The 17,062-nt window shown below is 70.3% G+C and carries 15 protein-coding genes and 1 tRNA gene; 10 read left to right on the top strand and 6 right to left on the bottom strand.

Features of this window, described 5'->3' with window-relative positions:
* Nucleotides 1–130 precede the first annotated feature (130 nt).
* The 3 genes from ACFY1L_RS24995 to ACFY1L_RS24985 all read left to right on the top strand — a co-directional run bounded on the left by ACFY1L_RS24995 (nt 131) and on the right by ACFY1L_RS24985 (nt 2,943).
* Nucleotides 131–805: a carbonic anhydrase gene (locus ACFY1L_RS24995; protein ID WP_388828277.1), complete on the top strand. Its 675-nt coding sequence runs from the start codon at nt 131–133 to the stop codon at nt 803–805.
* 66 nt (nt 806–871) lie between these two features.
* Entirely contained in the window at nt 872–2,470 is a 1,599-nt protein-coding gene (locus ACFY1L_RS24990; RefSeq protein WP_388828274.1) for a SulP family inorganic anion transporter, read from the top strand.
* Nucleotides 2,471–2,508: 38 nt separating this feature from the next.
* Complete coding sequence (locus tag ACFY1L_RS24985) at nt 2,509–2,943, top strand: hypothetical protein (protein ID WP_388828423.1); 435 nt, start codon at nt 2,509–2,511, stop codon at nt 2,941–2,943.
* A gap of 4 nt (nt 2,944–2,947) precedes the next feature.
* Here ACFY1L_RS24985 and ACFY1L_RS24980 read toward each other — a convergent pair whose 3' ends face one another.
* Nucleotides 2,948–3,709 (bottom strand): SDR family oxidoreductase, encoded by a 762-nt coding sequence (locus tag ACFY1L_RS24980; RefSeq protein WP_388828271.1) that lies wholly within the window; start codon nt 3,707–3,709, stop codon nt 2,948–2,950.
* A gap of 146 nt (nt 3,710–3,855) precedes the next feature.
* Between ACFY1L_RS24980 and ACFY1L_RS24975 the strand changes: the two genes are divergently transcribed.
* The gene (locus tag ACFY1L_RS24975) at nt 3,856–4,689 is read left to right on the top strand and encodes a helix-turn-helix transcriptional regulator (RefSeq protein WP_388828268.1); all 834 of its coding nucleotides are present in this window, start codon (nt 3,856–3,858) and stop codon (nt 4,687–4,689) included.
* A 326-nt stretch (nt 4,690–5,015) separates the two neighbouring features.
* Here the strand turns inward: ACFY1L_RS24975 and ACFY1L_RS24970 are convergent, their stop codons facing one another.
* Complete coding sequence (locus tag ACFY1L_RS24970) at nt 5,016–6,404, bottom strand: cystathionine beta-synthase (RefSeq protein ID WP_388828265.1); 1,389 nt, start codon at nt 6,402–6,404, stop codon at nt 5,016–5,018.
* A 160-nt stretch (nt 6,405–6,564) separates the two neighbouring features.
* Here ACFY1L_RS24970 and ACFY1L_RS24965 point away from each other — a divergent pair, with 160 nt between their 5' ends.
* The 3 genes from ACFY1L_RS24965 to ACFY1L_RS24955 all read left to right on the top strand — a co-directional run bounded on the left by ACFY1L_RS24965 (nt 6,565) and on the right by ACFY1L_RS24955 (nt 10,010).
* Nucleotides 6,565–7,617: an SGNH/GDSL hydrolase family protein gene (locus tag ACFY1L_RS24965; RefSeq protein WP_388828262.1), complete on the top strand. Its 1,053-nt coding sequence runs from the start codon at nt 6,565–6,567 to the stop codon at nt 7,615–7,617.
* Nucleotides 7,618–7,741: 124 nt separating this feature from the next.
* Nucleotides 7,742–8,962, top strand: coding sequence for an acetyl-CoA C-acetyltransferase (locus ACFY1L_RS24960; RefSeq protein ID WP_388828259.1), 1,221 nt, complete (start codon nt 7,742–7,744; stop codon nt 8,960–8,962).
* Nucleotides 8,963–9,233: 271 nt separating this feature from the next.
* Nucleotides 9,234–10,010: a hypothetical protein gene (locus ACFY1L_RS24955; RefSeq protein WP_361260394.1), complete on the top strand. Its 777-nt coding sequence runs from the start codon at nt 9,234–9,236 to the stop codon at nt 10,008–10,010.
* Between the two features lie 3 nt (nt 10,011–10,013).
* On the opposite strand, the gene ACFY1L_RS24950 is transcribed toward ACFY1L_RS24955, so the two are convergent.
* Nucleotides 10,014–10,325 carry a hypothetical protein gene (locus ACFY1L_RS24950; protein ID WP_388828256.1) on the bottom strand — a complete coding sequence of 104 codons (312 nt, stop codon included), beginning with the start codon at nt 10,323–10,325 and terminating at the stop codon, nt 10,014–10,016.
* A gap of 104 nt (nt 10,326–10,429) precedes the next feature.
* Between ACFY1L_RS24950 and ACFY1L_RS24945 the strand changes: the two genes are divergently transcribed.
* Nucleotides 10,430–10,660, top strand: a complete 231-nt coding sequence (locus ACFY1L_RS24945) for a DUF4287 domain-containing protein (RefSeq protein WP_388828253.1) — start codon at nt 10,430–10,432, stop codon at nt 10,658–10,660.
* A gap of 78 nt (nt 10,661–10,738) precedes the next feature.
* On the opposite strand, the gene ACFY1L_RS24940 is transcribed toward ACFY1L_RS24945, so the two are convergent.
* The 3 genes from ACFY1L_RS24940 to ACFY1L_RS24930 all read right to left on the bottom strand — a co-directional run bounded on the left by ACFY1L_RS24940 (nt 10,739) and on the right by ACFY1L_RS24930 (nt 13,309).
* Entirely contained in the window at nt 10,739–11,650 is a 912-nt protein-coding gene (locus tag ACFY1L_RS24940; protein WP_388828250.1) for a Bax inhibitor-1/YccA family protein, read from the bottom strand.
* Between the two features lie 214 nt (nt 11,651–11,864).
* Complete coding sequence (locus ACFY1L_RS24935; protein WP_388828247.1) at nt 11,865–13,040, bottom strand: 4-hydroxybenzoate 3-monooxygenase; 1,176 nt, start codon at nt 13,038–13,040, stop codon at nt 11,865–11,867.
* Between the two features lie 185 nt (nt 13,041–13,225).
* A tRNA-Leu gene (locus ACFY1L_RS24930) sits at nt 13,226–13,309 on the bottom strand.
* 414 nt (nt 13,310–13,723) lie between these two features.
* Between ACFY1L_RS24930 and ACFY1L_RS24925 the strand changes: the two genes are divergently transcribed.
* Complete coding sequence (locus ACFY1L_RS24925) at nt 13,724–14,497, top strand: ABC transporter ATP-binding protein (RefSeq protein ID WP_388828244.1); 774 nt, start codon at nt 13,724–13,726, stop codon at nt 14,495–14,497.
* Nucleotides 14,497–17,025 carry an ABC transporter permease gene (locus tag ACFY1L_RS24920; protein WP_388828241.1) on the top strand — a complete coding sequence of 843 codons (2,529 nt, stop codon included), beginning with the start codon at nt 14,497–14,499 and terminating at the stop codon, nt 17,023–17,025. Before ACFY1L_RS24925 ends, ACFY1L_RS24920 begins: the two co-directional genes overlap by 1 nt.
* Nucleotides 17,026–17,062 lie beyond the last annotated feature (37 nt).

The following is a 17,062-nucleotide window of genomic DNA, read 5'->3' as shown; positions in this document are numbered from 1 at the left end:
CAAGCAGGGGTATCGCGGCGTCGATGATCTGACGACGAATCGACCAAGTGTCGTTAAACGGGCACTCAGGGTGACTGATCGCGTGCATACGGTGAATACGCGCTATTGGCACACCACCTGAGGAACCGTCATGGCCTCGAACCGCAGGGCCTTTCTGACAGCCACGGCCGCCGTCGGCGCGCTGGCCGCCGCCACCGCGCCGGCGGCCCCCGCCGGACCGGACGGCCACCCCCGCCCGACCACCGCCCGAGCCGCCCTGGCCGAACTGCTCGCCGGCAACCGGCGCTACGCCACCGGCCGCCCCCGCCACCCCGACGAGGGCCTGAGGCGGCGGCACGCCCTGGCGACCGTCCAGCACCCGTTCGCGGTGGTCGTCGGCTGCATCGACTCCCGCGTCCCGCCGGAGCTGGTCTTCGACCAGGGCCTCGGGGACCTGCTCTGCATAAGGACGGCCGGCCAGGTGCTGGACGAGGCGGTCCTCGGATCCATCCAGTACGGCGTCGAGGAACTGCGCATCCCGCTGGTGCTGGTGCTCGGACACGAGCGCTGCGGGGCGGTCGCGGCGACGCTGGACCACCTGCGCACCGGCGCCCAGGTGCCCGGCCACCTGGAACTGCTGGTCGACGAGATCGCCCCGGCGGCCCGCCGCACCCGGGCGTCCCCCGGCGACTGGGCCGAACACACCATGCGGGCGAACACGATCTGGGTACGGGACGCGATCCGCGCCGACCCGAGCTTCACCTCGGCCCAGGTGACGGCCGCGCGCTTCGACCTCGACACGGGCCTGGTCTCCCTGCTGCCCTGAACCGCTTCAACTCCCGCTTCAACCCCCGCTTGAAACCCCCCACTTGAAGACCACCTGAAGAGACCCATGAACCCCCCTCGCTCGGCCCTCTCCGTCCTGCCCTCCCTCGCCGACCTCCGCTCCATGACCCGCGCCCCGCGCCGCGACCTCCTCTGCGGCCTGACCGTCGCCGTGGTCGCCCTCCCCCTCGCCCTCGGTTTCGGGGTCACGTCCGGACTGGGTGCCGCCTCCGGGCTGGCCACCGCGATCGTCGCCGGGGCGCTCGCCGCACTGTTCGGCGGCAGCGCACGCCAGGTCAGCGGGCCCACCGGCGCGATGACCGTCGTCCTCGTGCCGATCGTCCATCACTACGGCGCCAACGGCGTCCTCTCGGTCGGTCTGCTCGCCGGCCTCATGCTGCTGGCCCTGGCCTTCGCCCGCGCGGGCGCCGCCATGGCGTACGTGCCCGCGCCCGTGATCGCGGGTTTCACCATCGGCATCGCGGCGGTGATCGCCCTCCAGCAGGTGCCGAACGCCCTCGGCGTCCCCCTCCCGCACGGCGAGCAGGTCGCGGTGGTCGCGGCGCGGGCGGCGGAGGAGTTCGAAGCGACCCCGCAGTGGCCGGCTCTACTGCTCGCCCTGGGTTCGGCCGCGCTGATGCTGACGGGCGCCCGCTGGAAGCCGACGGTCCCCTTCTCCCTCGCGGCCGTCGCCGCGGCCACCGTCGTGGCCGAGACCCTGCACCTCCACGTCACCCGCATCGGCTCGCTCCCGCCCTCGCTCCCGGCCCCCTCCCTCGCCTTCCTCGACGTCTCCCGCATCCCCACCCTCCTAGCGCCCGCAGCCGCGGTCGCCGCGCTGGCCGCCCTCGAATCCCTCCTCTCCGCCTCGGTCGCCGACGGAATGCGCCCGGGCGAGCGCCACGACCCCGGCAAGGAACTCTTCGGCCAGGGCATCGCCAACCTCGCGGCCCCGCTCTTCGGCGGCGTCCCGGCGACGGGCGCGATCGCGCGTACGGCGGTCAACGTCCGCACCGGAGCCGCCTCCCGCCTGGCCGCCCTCGCGCACGCCGTGATCCTGGCCGGGATCGTCGCCCTCGCCGCGCCGCTGGTGGGCCGCATCCCGCTGGCCGCGCTGGCGGGCGTACTGCTGGCGACGGCCGTACGGATGGTGGAGACGGACGCGGTCCGCGCCATGGCCCGGGCGACCCGGGGCGACGCCCTGGTCCTGACCCTCACCGCGGCCTCCACCCTCGCCCTCGACCTCGTCCGGGCGGTCCTGATCGGCCTCGCCGTCTCCGTCCTCCTGGCCCTGCGCGCGGCGGTCCGCAACACCCGACTGACCCCGGCCGCCGCGGACGAGCTCCCCGGCGTGTGCAATGTGACATACCACTGTGCGGGTCCGCTCCTCTTCGCCGCCGCCCACCGCATCCGCCGCACCCTCGCCGACGTGGAAGGAGTCGCGGTCGTCGACCTGCGCCTGTCGGGCCTGACGGCGGTGGACGCGACGGGCGCGCTGGCGCTGAAGGACGCGGTCGGCGACCTGCGCGGCCGCGGCATCGAGGTCAACATCACGGGCGTCGACCAGGACCACCGCAGGGTCCTGGAGTCCTTCGGCGTCCTCCCGGAGAACCCCAGCTCGAACAGGGGGGCTATCCCCAGTGCGGCGGGCGCCCCGGCTCCCTAACGTGGACTGCCATGACGGGAATGTGGACGGAGACCGGGATGGACGCGCGGGACGCCGAGCTCAAGAAGGAACTCAACGCCACCCTGCAGGCCCGCAGGGAGCTGGGTGAGGAGTACGAGTCCGCACTGGTCGACTCGTTCCTGGAGAAGGTCGACCAGCGCATCGACGGCGCGGTGGAGCGCCGGGTGCGCCGGCAGATGGCCGAGCAGCAGATGGTGGTGGCCCGCGGCTCCCGCACGCCGAAGCCGACGGACACCTGGGGCGACCGATTCGGCTTCGGCATCGTCTCGATGGTCCTGGCGATCCCGCTGTCCGCGATCGGCGGCGGCATCGCCCACCTGCCCGGCCTGTTCGTCACCTGGGCCGGCATCGTCGGCGTCAACGCCTTCCAGGCGGTCCGCGCCAATCCCGGCCTCTTCAGCGGCCGCCGGCACCACAGGTCGGCCAAGGACGACGACCGCTGGGAGGACTGACCTCTCACGCCTGCCGGGTCGGCAGCACCATGATCTGCCGCAGGTTGACGTGCCGGGGACGGCTGCCGACGTAGGCCACCACGTCGGCGACCTCCTCGGAGGACAGCGAGCCCACCGCCTCGAGCATCCCGTCGACCTGCTCCCGCAGCCCGTCGCTGTCGATGTGCTGCGCCAGCTCGGTCGCCGTGAACCCCGGCTCGATGTTGGTGACCCGCACATCACGCGGCCCGAACTCGGCACGCAGGGTCTCGGAGAGATGGGTGATCGCGGCCTTGGTCGCCCCGTACACCGCGTAGTTCGGGAACACGATGTGCGCGCCGATGGACGAGATGTTCACCAGGTCCGCGGGGCGACCCTCGGCGGCCGCGCCCACCAGGTCGGCGGTGAAGGCGCCGGTCACCCGCAGCACTCCGGTGACGTTCGTGTCGATCATCCGCCGCCACTCGTCGATCCGCCGGTCGTCCACGGGGTTCGGCAGCATGACGCCCGCCGAGTTCACGACCAGGTCGACGGTCCCGTAGGCGGCGTGGATCCGCTCGACGGCCGCGTCCACCGACCCGTCGTCGGTCACGTCGGCCACGACGGCGAGGGCCTGTCCGCCGTTCGCCCGGATCTTCTCGACGAGGGCGTCCAGCCGCTCCCGCCGCCGCGCCAGCAGGGCCACCTTCGCCCCCTGCGCGGCCAGCAGTACGGCCACGGCCTCCCCGATCCCGCTCGCGGCCCCGGTGACGACGGCGGTACGGCCGGCCAGGTTCTCGTACGACATGAGTGCTCCTTGGCAAGGACGTCTCCGGGGCTCTCCCGGCGACATCCACCACCGTGCGCCGCCCCGCAGGCCCTACCCAGGGATGAGCTTTTCCTGGGTCTGGCAGAACCAGGTTGGAATCCCGTCCCTCCCCTACGATCGAATGCATGGACGGGGACCTCGGAGACTTCCTGCGCTCGCGCCGTGCTCGCATCCAGCCCGAGGAGGTGGGGCTGCCCTCGTACGGGCGGCGCCGCGTACCGGGCCTGCGCCGGGAGGAGGTGGCGCAGCTGGCCGGAGTGAGCGTCGACTACTACATCCGCCTCGAACAGGGCCGCGGCCCGAGCGTGTCCGACGCGGTCCTGGACGCCATCGCACGCGTACTGCGCCTCGACGACACCGAGCACGCCTACCTGTACGCGGTGGCCCGCCCGCCCAAACAGGCCGAGCGCCCGTCGAAACCCCGCGTCCGCCCCGGCGTCCAGCTCCTGCTCGACAGCATGGAACGCACCCCGGCCGTCGTCCTGGACCACCGTATGACCGTCCTGGCCTGGAACGCCCTGGCCGACGCGGTCTTCGGCCACAGCGGTACGACAGCCGAGCAGCGCAGCATCCCGCGCCACGTCTTCCTGGACCCCGTCGCCCACGACCTCTACCCGGACTGGCAGGCGGTGGCGGCCATGTGCGTCGCCCACGTGCGGGTCCTGGCCGGCCACCACCAGGACGACCGCGAACTGACCTCCCTGGTCGGCGAACTCTCCCTGAAGAGCGAGGACTTCCGCCGGCTGTGGGCCGACCACCAGGTCAAGGAGTGCGCGTACGGTGTGAAGCGCATCCGGCACCCGGTCGCGGGCCTGCTCGTCTTCCCGTACGAAACCCTGTCCGTGCCCGGCGACGGCGACCAGACGGTTCTCGTCTACACGCCGGAGCCGGGCTCGGAGACGGCGGAGCGGCTGGCGCTGCTGGCGAGTTGGGCGACCACTGGCACGCACTCCCGCTGAAAAGGATATGCGCGGGGACCGCCGCACCCCCGTTGCCGGGGGGCGGGACGACGGCGGTCCCCGCGAGGGACGTCGACCGGGTCAGGCCAGGTCTGACGTCCGGCGTCCATGGAGGTCCGGGAGCCGCTCCGGAGGTCCTTGGACGTTCGGCGTCGGCCGGGGCGGGGAGCCGCTCCCGCCCTGCCGACACCCACTAATGTGCCGGACCCGTGTTAAGCGTGTGCTGCGTGGACGTGACGCCCTCGTACCACTTCCGCGAAGTCCACCGCTTCGGTGGGCAACCGGAAGTTCGCCGCCGGCACGGGCAGTTCACCGCAGGTTTCCCTCTACTTACCGCCCTTGGCGAGGAAGGCCAGCAGGTCCTGCCGGCTGACCACCCCGGTCGGCTTGCCCTCGACGAGGACGATCGCCGCGTCGGCGCCGCCGAGCACGGACATCAGGTCGCCGACCGGCTCTCCGGAACCGACCTGGGGCAGCGGGGCGGACATGTGCTTCTCCAGCGGGTCGTCGAGCGAGGCCCGCTTGGTGAACAGGGCGTCGAGCAGCTCCCGTTCGACGACGGAGCCCACGACCTCGGCGGCCATGACGTCGGGGTGACCGGCGCCCGGCTTCACGATCGGCATCTGCGAGACGCCGTACTCGCGCAGCACCTCGATGGCCTCCCCGACGGTCTCGTCCGGGTGCATGTGGACGAGGGACGGGATGGCGCCGTGCTCCTTGTCGCTCAGCACGTCGCCGACGCGCGCGCTGGGGCCCTCGTCCTCGAGGAAGCCGTAGTCGGCCATCCACTCGTCGTTGAAGATCTTGGAGAGGTAGCCGCGCCCGCTGTCGGGCAGCAACACGACCACCACGCCGTTCTCGTCCAGCCGCTCGGCGACGCGCAGGGCCGCCACGACCGCCATGCCGCAGGAACCGCCGACCAGCAGACCCTCCTCCTTGGCGAGCCGCCGGGTCATCTGGAAGGAGTCCTTGTCGGAGACGGCGACGATCTCGTCCGCGACCGTGCGGTCGTAGGCCGTCGGCCAGAAGTCCTCACCGACGCCCTCGACGAGATACGGCCGCCCGGACCCGCCGGAGTACACAGACCCCTCCGGGTCGGCACCGACGACCTGCACCTTGCCGTCACTGACGTCCTTCAGATACCGCCCGGTGCCGGAGATGGTGCCTCCGGTCCCCACACCCGCCACGAAGTGGGTGATCCTCCCCTCCGTCTGCTCCCACAGCTCGGGGCCGGTGGAGTGGTAGTGGGAGAGGGGGTTGTTGGGGTTGGAGTACTGGTCGGGCTTCCACGCGCCCGGCGTCTCGCGCACCAGCCGGTCGGAGACGTTGTAGTACGAGTCCGGGTGCTCGGGGTCCACGGCGGTGGGGCACACGACGACCTCGGCGCCGTACGCCCGCAGCACGTTGATCTTGTCCGTGCTCACCTTGTCGGGGCACACGAAGATGCACTTGTACCCCTTCTGCTGCGCCACGATGGCCAGCCCGACCCCGGTGTTCCCGCTGGTCGGCTCGACGATCGTCCCGCCGGGCTTGAGCGCGCCGCTCTCCTCCGCCGCCTCGATCATGCGCAGGGCGATGCGGTCCTTCACGGAACCGCCCGGGTTGAAGTACTCGACCTTGGCCAGGACAGTCGCCTTGATGCCCTTGGTCACGTTGTTGAGCCTCACCAGCGGGGTGTTGCCGACGAGACTGATCATCGAGTCGTGGAATTGCACCGTTGTCTCCGGATGCTTGCACAAGAAGTGGTCGTGATTGGTTCCGCCAGCCTATGGCCTGTACGGGGCACATGACGGCCGTTCACTCGCTGTTGGGATTGGGCGACGGTCCGTGCGGGGCAAGGAGTGGATGTACGGCTAGAGGAGGTGGCGGCGAGGTATGACGAGTATGTCGAGGGCGAGGGTGGCTCGGCGGATCGCGGCCGGTGCTGCGTACGGCGGTGGCGGCATCGGGCTGGCCGGGGCGGCCGCCGTCGGGCTGCTGCTGGCCGAGGTGCAGATGGCCAAGCGCCATGTGGGCAACGGCTCCGGCGGCCGCGTCCCGGTGGCGGACGGCTTGTACGGCAACGCCTACTCCACCGCCGACGAACCGCCCCTGCGCCTGACGATGCTCGGTGACTCCACGGCCGCGGGCCAGGGCGTCCACCGCGCGGGCCAGACGCCGGGCGCGCTGCTGGCCTCGGGCCTCTCCGCGGTGGCCGAACGCCCGGTGGAACTGCACAACGTGGCCCTCCCGGGCGCCACCTCCGACGACCTGGACCGCCAGGTCGCGCTGGTCCTCGCCGACCCCTCCCGGGCACCCGACGTCTGTGTGATCATGATCGGCGCGAACGACGTGACCCACCGCATGCCGGCGACCCGCTCGGTCCGCCATCTCTCGGCAGCGGTACGGCGGCTGCGTACGGCCGGTGCGGAGGTGGTCGTCGGCACCTGTCCCGATCTGGGCACCGTGGAGCGGGTCCAGCAGCCCCTGCGCTGGCTGGCCCGCCGCGCCTCTCGCCAGCTGGCGGCCGCCCAGACGATCGGCGCGGTCGAACAGGGCGGCCGCACGGTGTCGCTGGGCGACCTGCTCGGCCCGGAGTTCGAGGCCAACCCCCGAGAACTCTTCGGCCCCGACAACTACCACCCCTCCGCCGAGGGCTACGCCACAGCGGCGATGGCGGTCCTGCCGACGGTCTGCGCGGCCCTCGCCCTCTGGCCGGCGGAAGAGGAACGGCCCGACGTGTCGCGCCGCGAGGGCTTCCTCCCGGTCGCACGCGCGGCAGCGGAAGCCGCCTCGGAGCCCGGCACAGAGGTCACCGCGGCAATGCCGACGGGTCCACGGGGTCCATGGGCCCTGCTCAAGCGGCGGCGCCGCCGCCGGGTCCAGGAACCGGAATCGACGGCCCCGTCAAAGCCGGCGTCCGCACCCTCCCGCTCGCCCGGCATCTGAAAAAGCAAGCGCTTAGAAAATTGCGGCCAGGGTCACACCCCTACACCGGTGACCCTGGAGGTACGTGCGGGTAACTTCCCAACCAGCCCTGCCCTGAAAAACCCCGTACGCCAATGGAGCCGTGATGCCCGAAGCCGTGATCGTCTCGACCGCCCGCTCCCCCATCGGCCGCGCCTTCAAGGGCTCCCTCAAGGACCTGCGCCCGGACGACCTCACCGCCACGATCATCCAGGCGGCCCTGGCCAAGGTCCCCGAGCTGGACCCGAGGGACATCGACGACCTGCACCTCGGCTGCGGCCTCCCCGGCGGCGAGCAGGGCAACAACCTCGGCCGCATCGTCGCCGTACAGATGGGCATGGACCACCTCCCGGGCTGCACCGTCACCCGTTACTGTTCCTCGTCGCTCCAGACGAGCCGCATGGCCCTGCACGCCATCAAGGCCGGCGAGGGCGACGTCTTCATCTCGGCCGGCGTCGAGATGGTCTCCCGCTACACCAAGGGCAACTCCGACAGCCTCCCGGACACGCACAACCCGCTGTTCGCCGAGGCCGAGGCCCGCACCGCCGAGGTCGCCCAGCAGGAGGGCACGACCTGGCACGACCCGCGCGAGGACGGCCTGGTCCCGGACCCGTACATCGCGATGGGCCAGACCGCCGAGAACCTGGCCCGCATCAAGGGCGTCACCCGCCAGGACATGGACGAGTTCGGCGTCCGCTCGCAGAACCTGGCCGAGGAAGCCATCAAGAACGGCTTCTGGGAGCGCGAGATCACCCCGGTGACCCTCCCCGACGGCACGGTCGTCAGCAAGGACGACGGCCCGCGCGCCGGCGTCACCATGGAGGGCGTCGCGGGCCTCAAGCCGGTCTTCCGCCCCGACGGCCTGGTCACCGCCGCCAACTGCTGCCCGCTGAACGACGGCGCCGCCGCGGTCGTGATCATGTCCGACACCAAGGCCCGCGAGCTCGGCCTCACCCCGCTCGCCCGCATCGTGTCCACCGGCGTCTCCGGCCTCTCCCCCGAGATCATGGGCCTCGGCCCGGTCGAGGCGTCGAAGCAGGCCCTGCAGCGCGCCGGCCTGACGATCGACGACATCGACCTGGTCGAGATCAACGAGGCGTTCGCCGCCCAGGTGATCCCGTCCTACCGCGACCTCGGCATCGACCTCGACAGGCTGAACGTCAACGGCGGCGCCATCGCCGTCGGCCACCCCTTCGGCATGACCGGAGCCCGCATCACCGGCACGCTCATCAACTCCCTCCAGTTCCACGACAAGCAGTTCGGCCTGGAGACGATGTGCGTCGGCGGCGGCCAGGGCATGGCGATGGTCATCGAGCGCCTCAGCTGAGCCCTCCGTAACCACCGAGGCACAGGCCGTGAGCCAATGGCCCGGAGTCCGGGAAACCTCGGGCCTCCGGGCCATTTTGTGATCCAATCTCCCCCAGGATGTGACCTATCTCCCTTACGGGAGTGAACTACGCAGGTCAGCGACGTTGCGACACCAAACCCCGGACCCAAGTTCCTGTCCGTTTCGTGACGTTACGCACTGACAGCTGGTTAGTCCGCCCTTCAAGCTGATGTAGGAAGTCGGGGGTCGACTTTGAACCGGGAGTACGTCAGTGAGCGCCATGCCGATCGCCTTGCTGGTCACCACGGCCGCCACGGGTGCCGTGGGCGTCGCCGTCCTGCGCACGCTCATGGTGCTGCGCCGTGAGGTCGCGGCTCTGCACACCCAGCTCGCCGAGAACCGCACCGCGCGCGGTCTCGTGCCGGCCGCCCGCCCCTCCTCAGAGGCCGACGAGATACGCGCCGCAGTCGCCGAGGCGCTCGCCGAGGAGCGCGAGCGGGAGCTGGCCGAGGCGCGCGCCTTCTGGGCCGCCCAGGAGGCCCGTGACGCCTCCGACGCACCCTCGCTGCTCGGCCTCCCGGACAGCGAGCTGTTCCTGCCCCGGCAGGCCGACTTCGCGGGCCTGGAGCCGGTGACCGAGACGGGCGCCGACGCCGACGAGTTCGCGGGAGAGTCCGCCGAACTGGCCGCGGCCCGCCGCCGCCACCCCTCCCACCCGGACTTCGTCCCGGTCCAGTCACCGGTCGTGAACGACCACGAGCGCACGGTGGCCACCCTCGAGGAACTGGCCGCCTCCCGCGTGGAACTGGCCGACGTCCGCCCGGGCCCGCTGGGCACCCTCGACGTCTACGTCTTCGCCGACGGCACCACCCTGTGCATGACCCCGGGCCACCGCGAAACGGCGGAACGTCTCGCCGCGGCCCTGCGGGCGGGCGAGACGCCGGTGCTGCTGGGCGGTTCCGGGATCTCCGGCGCCTACACGCTGACTTTCGAGTGCGGCGAGGAGAACGTCTACATCCTGGCGGACAGGGTCATAGCGTCCCTCTAGGGTTCACACCCCGGCGCGCTTCTGTGCCTGAGCCACCAGTTCCACCACTTCTTCGACTTGGCCCTCGTCCGTCAGGACGAGGGCCAAGTCGTGTACGGCGACGGTGATTTGATCGGCGGCGGCGAACATCCCGGCGTCCGGCATCTCCCGAGGCTCCACCCCGGGCTCCTCCACAGCCTGCGCCCGCCGAGCCAACTCCCTGGCCAACGCCAGCGCCTCCGCGGCAGCGCCCCGCTGCAACCGGCTCTGCGGTGCCGCCCTCAAACGGTCGGCGAAGTGATCCACGGCTCGAGTCAAGGGCGTCGTATCAACCACAGAACGAGCGTACGCGGCGCCGCAGGACTGTTGCCAACGGGCGAACGCTCAGGCACCGTGACCTGAAGGACCGGCTTACATCCCCTTTGCGTCCGGAGGCGCCGATGTCCCACGTCCTCTCCGAGGAGACCCACCGCAACATGCTCGCCCGCATCCCCCACTGCACCGGTCGTGAAGTCTCCGACTGGCTCCGCACCGTCGAAGAAGGCCCGGCTCTCTTCCGCTTCGAGGAGAAGGTCAGCTGGCTCCGCCACGAGCACAACCTCGCGTACGGCCACGCGAAGGCGATCGTCCACGAGTACGACCTGAGGAGGGCCGCGCGTAAATTCGCCTAGGCGCGCACCGCGTATGAACGCCAGACGACGAAGGGCCCCGGTCGGAACCGGGGCCCTTCATTTCACGACCGTCGCGGACTAGTCGTTGCTGTTGAGGATCGCGATGATCCGCAGGAACTCCATGTAGATCCACACCAGCGTCAGCGTCAGGCCGAAGGCCGCCAGCCACGCCTCTTCCTTCGGCGCGCCGTAGGCGATGCCGTCCTCGACCTGCTTGAAGTCCAGGGCCAGGAAGCACGCGCCGAGCAGGATGCCGACGACGCCGAAGAAGACGCCGAGCGGGCCGCTGCGGAAGCCGAGGCCGTCACCGCCGCCGAAGACGGCGAACAGCAGGTTCACCATCATCAGCAGCACGAAGCCGATCGCGGCCGCCATCACGAAGCCGTAGAACCGGCGGTTGACGCGGATCCAGCCCGCCTTGTAGGCGACCAGGACACCGGCGAACACCGCCATCGTGCCGATCACGGCCTGCATGGCCGCGCCGCTCGCGATGCGGTTGTCGACGATGCTGGAGATGACGCCGAGGAAGACACCCTCGAACGCGGCGTACGACAGGATCAGCGTCGGCGAGGCCTTGCGCTTGAAGGACTGCACGAACGCCAGGACCATGCCGATCAGCGCGGCGCCGATGCCGAAGCCGTAGGACCGGCTGATGTTGGCGTCGTCGACCGGCAGCAGCGCCCAGGCGAGCGCGGCCGTCACGATCAGCGTTCCGAGGGTGGTGGCCGTACGCAGGACGACGTCGTCCATCGTCATCCGGCCGGTGGTGGCCGGGGCCTGCGGCGGGGCGCCGTACTGAAGGTCCTGCTGCGCGTAGGGGTTCTGCGCGTAGGGGTTGCCCGCCTGCTGGGCGTACGGATTGCCCTGCGCGTACGGGTTGGCCTGCGTACCGACTGCGGGGCCCCCGGCCTGCGGCGTGGCGTTGAAGCCCGCGTAGCCGTTGTCGCGGCTGAACCCCCGTCGCGAGAAGACCGGGTTTCTGCTCCTCATTTCACTCCTCCATGGCCACGGTGCGTGGACCTTGGCTCAAGAGTAATAGGTAGGCAAAGGATTGACCCTAGTGCTTGGGGAGGATCTTTCCCTCGTCGTGGTGCGCAACACGCTACGCGGGTCGGTGATTCCCCTGACCGCGGGGGCCCATTCATGACCAACCTGCGACACGTCCGGAACCGGCCGGAGATCACCGGCTTACGCCGTCCGTATGTCAGTCCAGCGGGAAGCCCGTGTATCCCTCGGCCAGGTCGGTCTCGGCCGCCCGCGAGGAGGCGATCCGCTCCAGCCGGGCGAGCTGCAGCCGGTCCTCGAAGGGCGTGGCGTCGGGGGCGCGGTGCAGCAGCGTCGTCATGTCGTAGGAGAACCGCTCGGCCTGCCAGACGCGGCGCAGACAGGTCTCCGAGTACGCGTCGAGCAGCTTCGCCGACCCGCTCTCCTTCTGGTACGTCAGCGCCCGCGCGAACGTGACGACGTCACCCACGGCGAGGTTCAGCCCCTTGGCACCGGTCGGCGGCACGATGTGCGCGGCGTCGCCGGCCAGGAAGAGGCGGCCGTACCGCATGGGCTCCTGGACGTAGGAGCGCATGGGCGTCACCGACTTCTGTGTGATCGGCCCGCGCTCGAGGCGCCACCCGTCCTCGGTCTCGAAGCGGCGCTCCAGCTCGTCCCAGATCTCCTCGTCCCCCCACTCCTCGGCGTCCGTGCCCTCGGGCACCTGGAGGTAGAGGCGGGAGACGGACGGCGAGCGCATGGACAGCAGGGCGAAGCCGCGGTCGTGGCGGGCGTAGACGAGCTCGTCGTGCGAGGGCGGCACATCGGCGAGGATGCCGAGCCAGCCGAAGGGGTACGTCCGCTCGAAGACCCTGGTCAATTCCTCGGGGATCGCCTTCCTGGCCACTCCCCAGGAGCCGTCGCACCCGACGACGTAGTCGCACTCCAGGACGTCCTCGCGCCCCTCGTGCCGGAACCGGACGGACGGGCTGTCGGTGTCCGCACCCTCCACCGCCAGCGCCTCCGCCTCGAACAGCAGCGGCCCGCCCTCCTTGAGCTGCAGGGCGATGAGGTCCTTGCAGACCTCGGTCTGGGCGTAGACCATCACGGACCGGCCGCCGGTGAGGTCCGGGAAGTCGACCCGGTGCCGCTTCTTGGCGTACCGCAGCTCGATCCCGTCGTGCCGCAGGCCCTCCCGGTCCATGCGCTCCCCGGCACCGGCCGCGCGCAGCACGTCCACCGTGCCCTGCTCCAGGATCCCGGCGCGCTGGCGCTGCTCGACGTAGGCACGGTCGCGGCTCTCGAGTACGACCGAGTCGATGCCGGCGTTGTGGAGCAGCCGGGCGAGGAGGAGGCCGGCCGGGCCGGCTCCGATGATGCCGACGGTGGTGCGCATCGGGCGTTCCCTTCGGGTGGGCGTCGTTGCCGTGGAGTCGCGGTGCGACAGTGGTGCATGTTGTTCGTGTAGTGAAGTTTTATTCACCAACTTCTGGACGCGAGTTTGCGCCCGCACTTGGCCACTGTCAACGGTCTCGCGGTGAAGTCTTCAATGAAGGATGCAGGGATACGACGACGTGGAGGTGCCCGGAGCCGGACTTGAACCGGCACGCCCGCGAAGGGGCAGCGAGGTTTAAGCTCGCCGTGTCTGCATTCCACCATCCGGGCAGGCCATGGGCTCCGCGTCGAGGTTCCGAGCCTATCGGGATACATCCCCCGAACAGCGGAACGGCGGACCGATGTTGTCTTATTTTATTGAGGTCTGAGGGTGCATCAGCCCGCGGAACGAGCCATCCGCACTTGCCAATAGCCTTGCGTGCGGCGGTCGGCGGCGCATGCGGAATGACGGAATTTCACCGCCCGAACGAGGGTGCTCCACCGGTTCTCGACGACCGCCCCGACGGCCGGGCCACAGACCCGTGTTGTCAGGGGTGAGCGTCATCCCCAGGTATGACACGGCGACGAGGGGTCCGTCCGAAGTCTGCCCCTGGAACCGGAACAGCGGCTGACTACACGGCGGCAGACGGACACCACGATGGAACACGTCCCTTCAAGACGTCGTCCCGCGAGGAGCCCCTTTCCGTGACCACCACACCCGTCGCCGACCGGTCCACCGCGACCGTGGCCGCACGAGCCACGGATCTCTCGAAGATCTACGGACAGGGCGAGACCCAGGTGGTCGCGCTCGACCGCGTCTCGGTCGACTTCCGGCAGGCCGAGTTCACCGCGATCATGGGCCCCTCCGGGTCGGGCAAGTCCACGCTCATGCACTGCGTGGCCGGCCTCGACACCTTCTCCTCCGGCTCCGTGCGCATCGGCGACACCGAGCTGGGCTCGCTGAAGGACAAGCAGCTCACGAAGTTGCGCCGGGACAAGATCGGCTTCATCTTCCAGGCCTTCAACCTGCTGCCGACGCTGACGGCCCTGGAGAACATCACCCTCCCGATGGACATCGCGGGTCGCAAGCCGGACAAGCAGTGGCTGAACACCGTGATCGACATGGTGGGCCTGCGGGACCGGCTCGGTCACCGGCCCGCGCAGCTCTCCGGCGGCCAGCAGCAGCGCGTCGCCGTCGCCCGCGCGCTCGCCTCCAAGCCGGACATCATCTTCGGCGACGAGCCGACCGGAAACCTCGACTCCCGCTCCGGCGCCGAGGTGCTGGGCTTTCTGCGCAACTCCGTACGGGAGTTGGGGCAGACGGTGGTCATGGTGACCCACGACCCGGTGGCGGCGGCGTACGCGGACCGGGTCGTGTTCCTCGCGGACGGGCGGATCGTCGACCACATGCTGCAGCCGACGGCGGAATCGGTCCTGGACTTCATGAAGCAGTTCGACGCGAAGGGCCGCACCAGCTGATGTTCCGCACCGCCCTGCGCAACGTATTCGCGCACAAGGCCAGGCTGCTGATGACCGTGCTCGCCGTGATGCTCGGCGTCGCGTTCGTGTCGGGCACGCTGGTCTTCACCAACACCATCTCGGACGCCTACCAGCAGAGTTCGGCCAAGGGCTTCGACCAGGTCGACGTGGCCGTGGAAGCCAAGTACCAGGACGACACGGGCAACAAGGTGGGCAAGAAGCCCGAGTTGACCCAGGCGATGCTCGACACCAGCGCCAAGGTGCCGGGGGCCGCGTCCGCCGTGGGCGCCGTCAACGGCTTCACCGCGATCGCCGACAAGGACGGCAAGCTCATCGGCGGCGGCTTCCGCTCGGAGGGCGGGAACTACTGGGGCGACAAGGACGCCCGGTACCCGCTGAAGTCCGGCAGCGCGCCGCACGGCAAGGACCAGGTCGCCATCGACTCGGAGACCGCCGAGCGCGCCGGGTACAAGGTCGGCGACCAGGTGCGGCTCTCGGTCGACGGACCGGTCCTCACGCCCACCGTCTCCGGCATCTTCACGACGGATGACGGCAATGTGGCGGCCGGCGGCAGCCTCGCCCTCTTCGACACGGCCACCGCCCAGCAGCTGTTCGGCAAGGCGGGCACGTACGACGAGATCGACGTGAAGGCCGCCTCCGGCACCTCCCAGACCGCGCTGAAGGCGCAGCTGGACAAGGCGCTCGGCACGAAGCTCGTGGAGACCACCACCGGCAGGCAACTCGCCGACGACCAGGCCGAGATGATCTCCTCGCAGATGAGCGGGATGAAGCAGGGGCTGCTGGTGTTCGCGGGCATCGCGCTCTTCGTCGGCACGTTCATCATCGCCAACACCTTCACCATGCTGGTCGCCCAGCGCACCAAGGAGCTGGCGCTGCTGCGGGCCGTCGGCGCCTCCCGCCGCCAGGTCACCCGGTCGGTGCTCATCGAGGCGTTCGTGGTCGGCACGGTCGCCGGTGTGAGCGGTCTCGTCGCCGGCATCGGGATCGGCGCCGGGCTGCGCTCCCTCATGGGCACGCTGGGCGCCACGGTCCCGGACGGGCCGCTGGTCGTCTCGCCCGGCACGGTCGCCAGCGCCCTCGCGGTCGGCATCGTCATCACCATGCTGGCGGCGTGGCTGCCCGGCCGCCGGGCGGCGAAGATCCCGCCGGTCGCCGCGATGGGCAGCGTGCACGCGAAGGCGACGACCAAGTCGCTGGTGCTGCGCAACACGCTGGGCGCGCTGTTCAGCGCAGCCGGCGTCGCGACCGTCCTGGCGGCCACGACGATGGACGGCTCGGACGGCCAGGCCCCGATGGGGCTCGGCGCGGTCCTCCTCATCATCGGCGTCTTCATCCTCACGCCCCTGCTGTCCCGCCCGCTGATCGCCGCCGCGGCCCCGGTCCTGCGCGTCTTCGGTGTCTCGGGCAAGCTGGCCCGCCAGAACTCGGTGCGCAACCCGCGCCGTACGGCCGCCACCGCCTCCGCGCTGATGATCGGGCTCACCCTCATCACCGGCATGACGGTGATGGCGGGCAGCCTGCAGAAGTCCATCGACAAGATGGCGAGTTCGGCGATCCGCGCGGACTACGTGGTGTCGATGGCGAACGGCAACGACCTCTCGCCCGACGTCGACAAGAAGCTGAACGCCACCGACGGCGTCACCGACACCAGCCCGCTGCGCAACGCCGCCTCGCGCATCGACGGCACGACGGAGTTCCTGACCGGCGTGAACGGCTCCGCGATCGGCAAGCTCACCGACCTGAAGGTCGACAACGGCACCTTCAAGGTGGGTGGCACAAAGGTCGTCGTCGACGACGACACCGCCAAGTCCTATGGCTGGAAGGCGGGTTCGAGCTTCACCGCGCACTACGAGGACGGGAAGTCGTCCCGGCTGACGGTCTCCGGCGTCTACGAGGGCAACGAGCTGATCCGGGGCATCCTCCTCGACAACACGACTCTCACCCCGCACCTGACCGACGCGTCCGACATGCAGGTCCTGGTGAAGACGGCCGACGGCGCGTCCAGCGCGACCAAGGACAGGCTGGAGAAGGCCCTCGGCACCAACCCGGCCATCAAGATCCAGAGCAAGCAGGATCTGTCCGACGACATCGCGAAGATGTTCACGCTGATGCTGAACATGCTCTACGGCCTGCTGGCCATGGCGGTGATCGTCGCGGTCCTCGGCGTCATCAACACCCTGGCCATGTCGGTGTTCGAGCGCTCGCAGGAGATCGGCATGCTCCGCGCGATCGGTCTCGACCGCAAGGGCATCAAGCGGATGGTCCGCCTGGAGTCCCTCGTCATCTCGCTCTTCGGCGGTGTGCTCGGCATCGGCCTGGGCGTGTTCTTCGGCTGGGCGGCCGGCCAGCTGCTGGGCACGAAGATGGCGACGTACGAACTGGTCCTGCCCTGGGCGAGGATGGCCGTCTTCCTCCTCCTGGCGGCGACGGTCGGCGTCCTGGCGGCCCTGTGGCCGGCCCGGCGGGCAGCCAGGCTGAACATGCTGGCGGCCATCAAGTCGGAGTAGCCGTACACGAGTCGGGGCCCCGTTCGGTGACCGAACG

This window comes from Streptomyces sp. NPDC001663 (assembly GCF_042893105.1).
GTDB lineage: Bacteria > Actinomycetota > Actinomycetes > Streptomycetales > Streptomycetaceae > Streptomyces.
Note: the sequence above shows the minus strand (reverse complement) of the source record. Positions and strands in the feature narration are given on the sequence as shown.

Excerpts from the sequence above, each read along its gene's own strand:
- ACFY1L_RS24995 (WP_388828277.1), top strand. The coding sequence starts at position 131 with ATGGCCTCGAACCGCAGGGCCTTTCTGACAGCCACGGCCGCCGTCGGC.
- ACFY1L_RS24990 (WP_388828274.1), top strand. The coding sequence starts at position 872 with ATGAACCCCCCTCGCTCGGCCCTCTCCGTCCTGCCCTCCCTCGCCGAC.
- ACFY1L_RS24985 (WP_388828423.1), top strand. The coding sequence starts at position 2,509 with ATGGACGCGCGGGACGCCGAGCTCAAGAAGGAACTCAACGCCACCCTG.
- ACFY1L_RS24980 (WP_388828271.1), bottom strand. The coding sequence starts at position 3,709 with ATGTCGTACGAGAACCTGGCCGGCCGTACCGCCGTCGTCACCGGGGCC.
- ACFY1L_RS24975 (WP_388828268.1), top strand. The coding sequence starts at position 3,856 with ATGGACGGGGACCTCGGAGACTTCCTGCGCTCGCGCCGTGCTCGCATC.
- ACFY1L_RS24965 (WP_388828262.1), top strand. The coding sequence starts at position 6,565 with ATGACGAGTATGTCGAGGGCGAGGGTGGCTCGGCGGATCGCGGCCGGT.
- ACFY1L_RS24960 (WP_388828259.1), top strand. The coding sequence starts at position 7,742 with ATGCCCGAAGCCGTGATCGTCTCGACCGCCCGCTCCCCCATCGGCCGC.
- ACFY1L_RS24945 (WP_388828253.1), top strand. The coding sequence starts at position 10,430 with ATGTCCCACGTCCTCTCCGAGGAGACCCACCGCAACATGCTCGCCCGC.
- ACFY1L_RS24940 (WP_388828250.1), bottom strand. The coding sequence starts at position 11,650 with ATGAGGAGCAGAAACCCGGTCTTCTCGCGACGGGGGTTCAGCCGCGAC.
- ACFY1L_RS24935 (WP_388828247.1), bottom strand. The coding sequence starts at position 13,040 with ATGCGCACCACCGTCGGCATCATCGGAGCCGGCCCGGCCGGCCTCCTC.
- ACFY1L_RS24920 (WP_388828241.1), top strand. The coding sequence starts at position 14,497 with ATGTTCCGCACCGCCCTGCGCAACGTATTCGCGCACAAGGCCAGGCTG.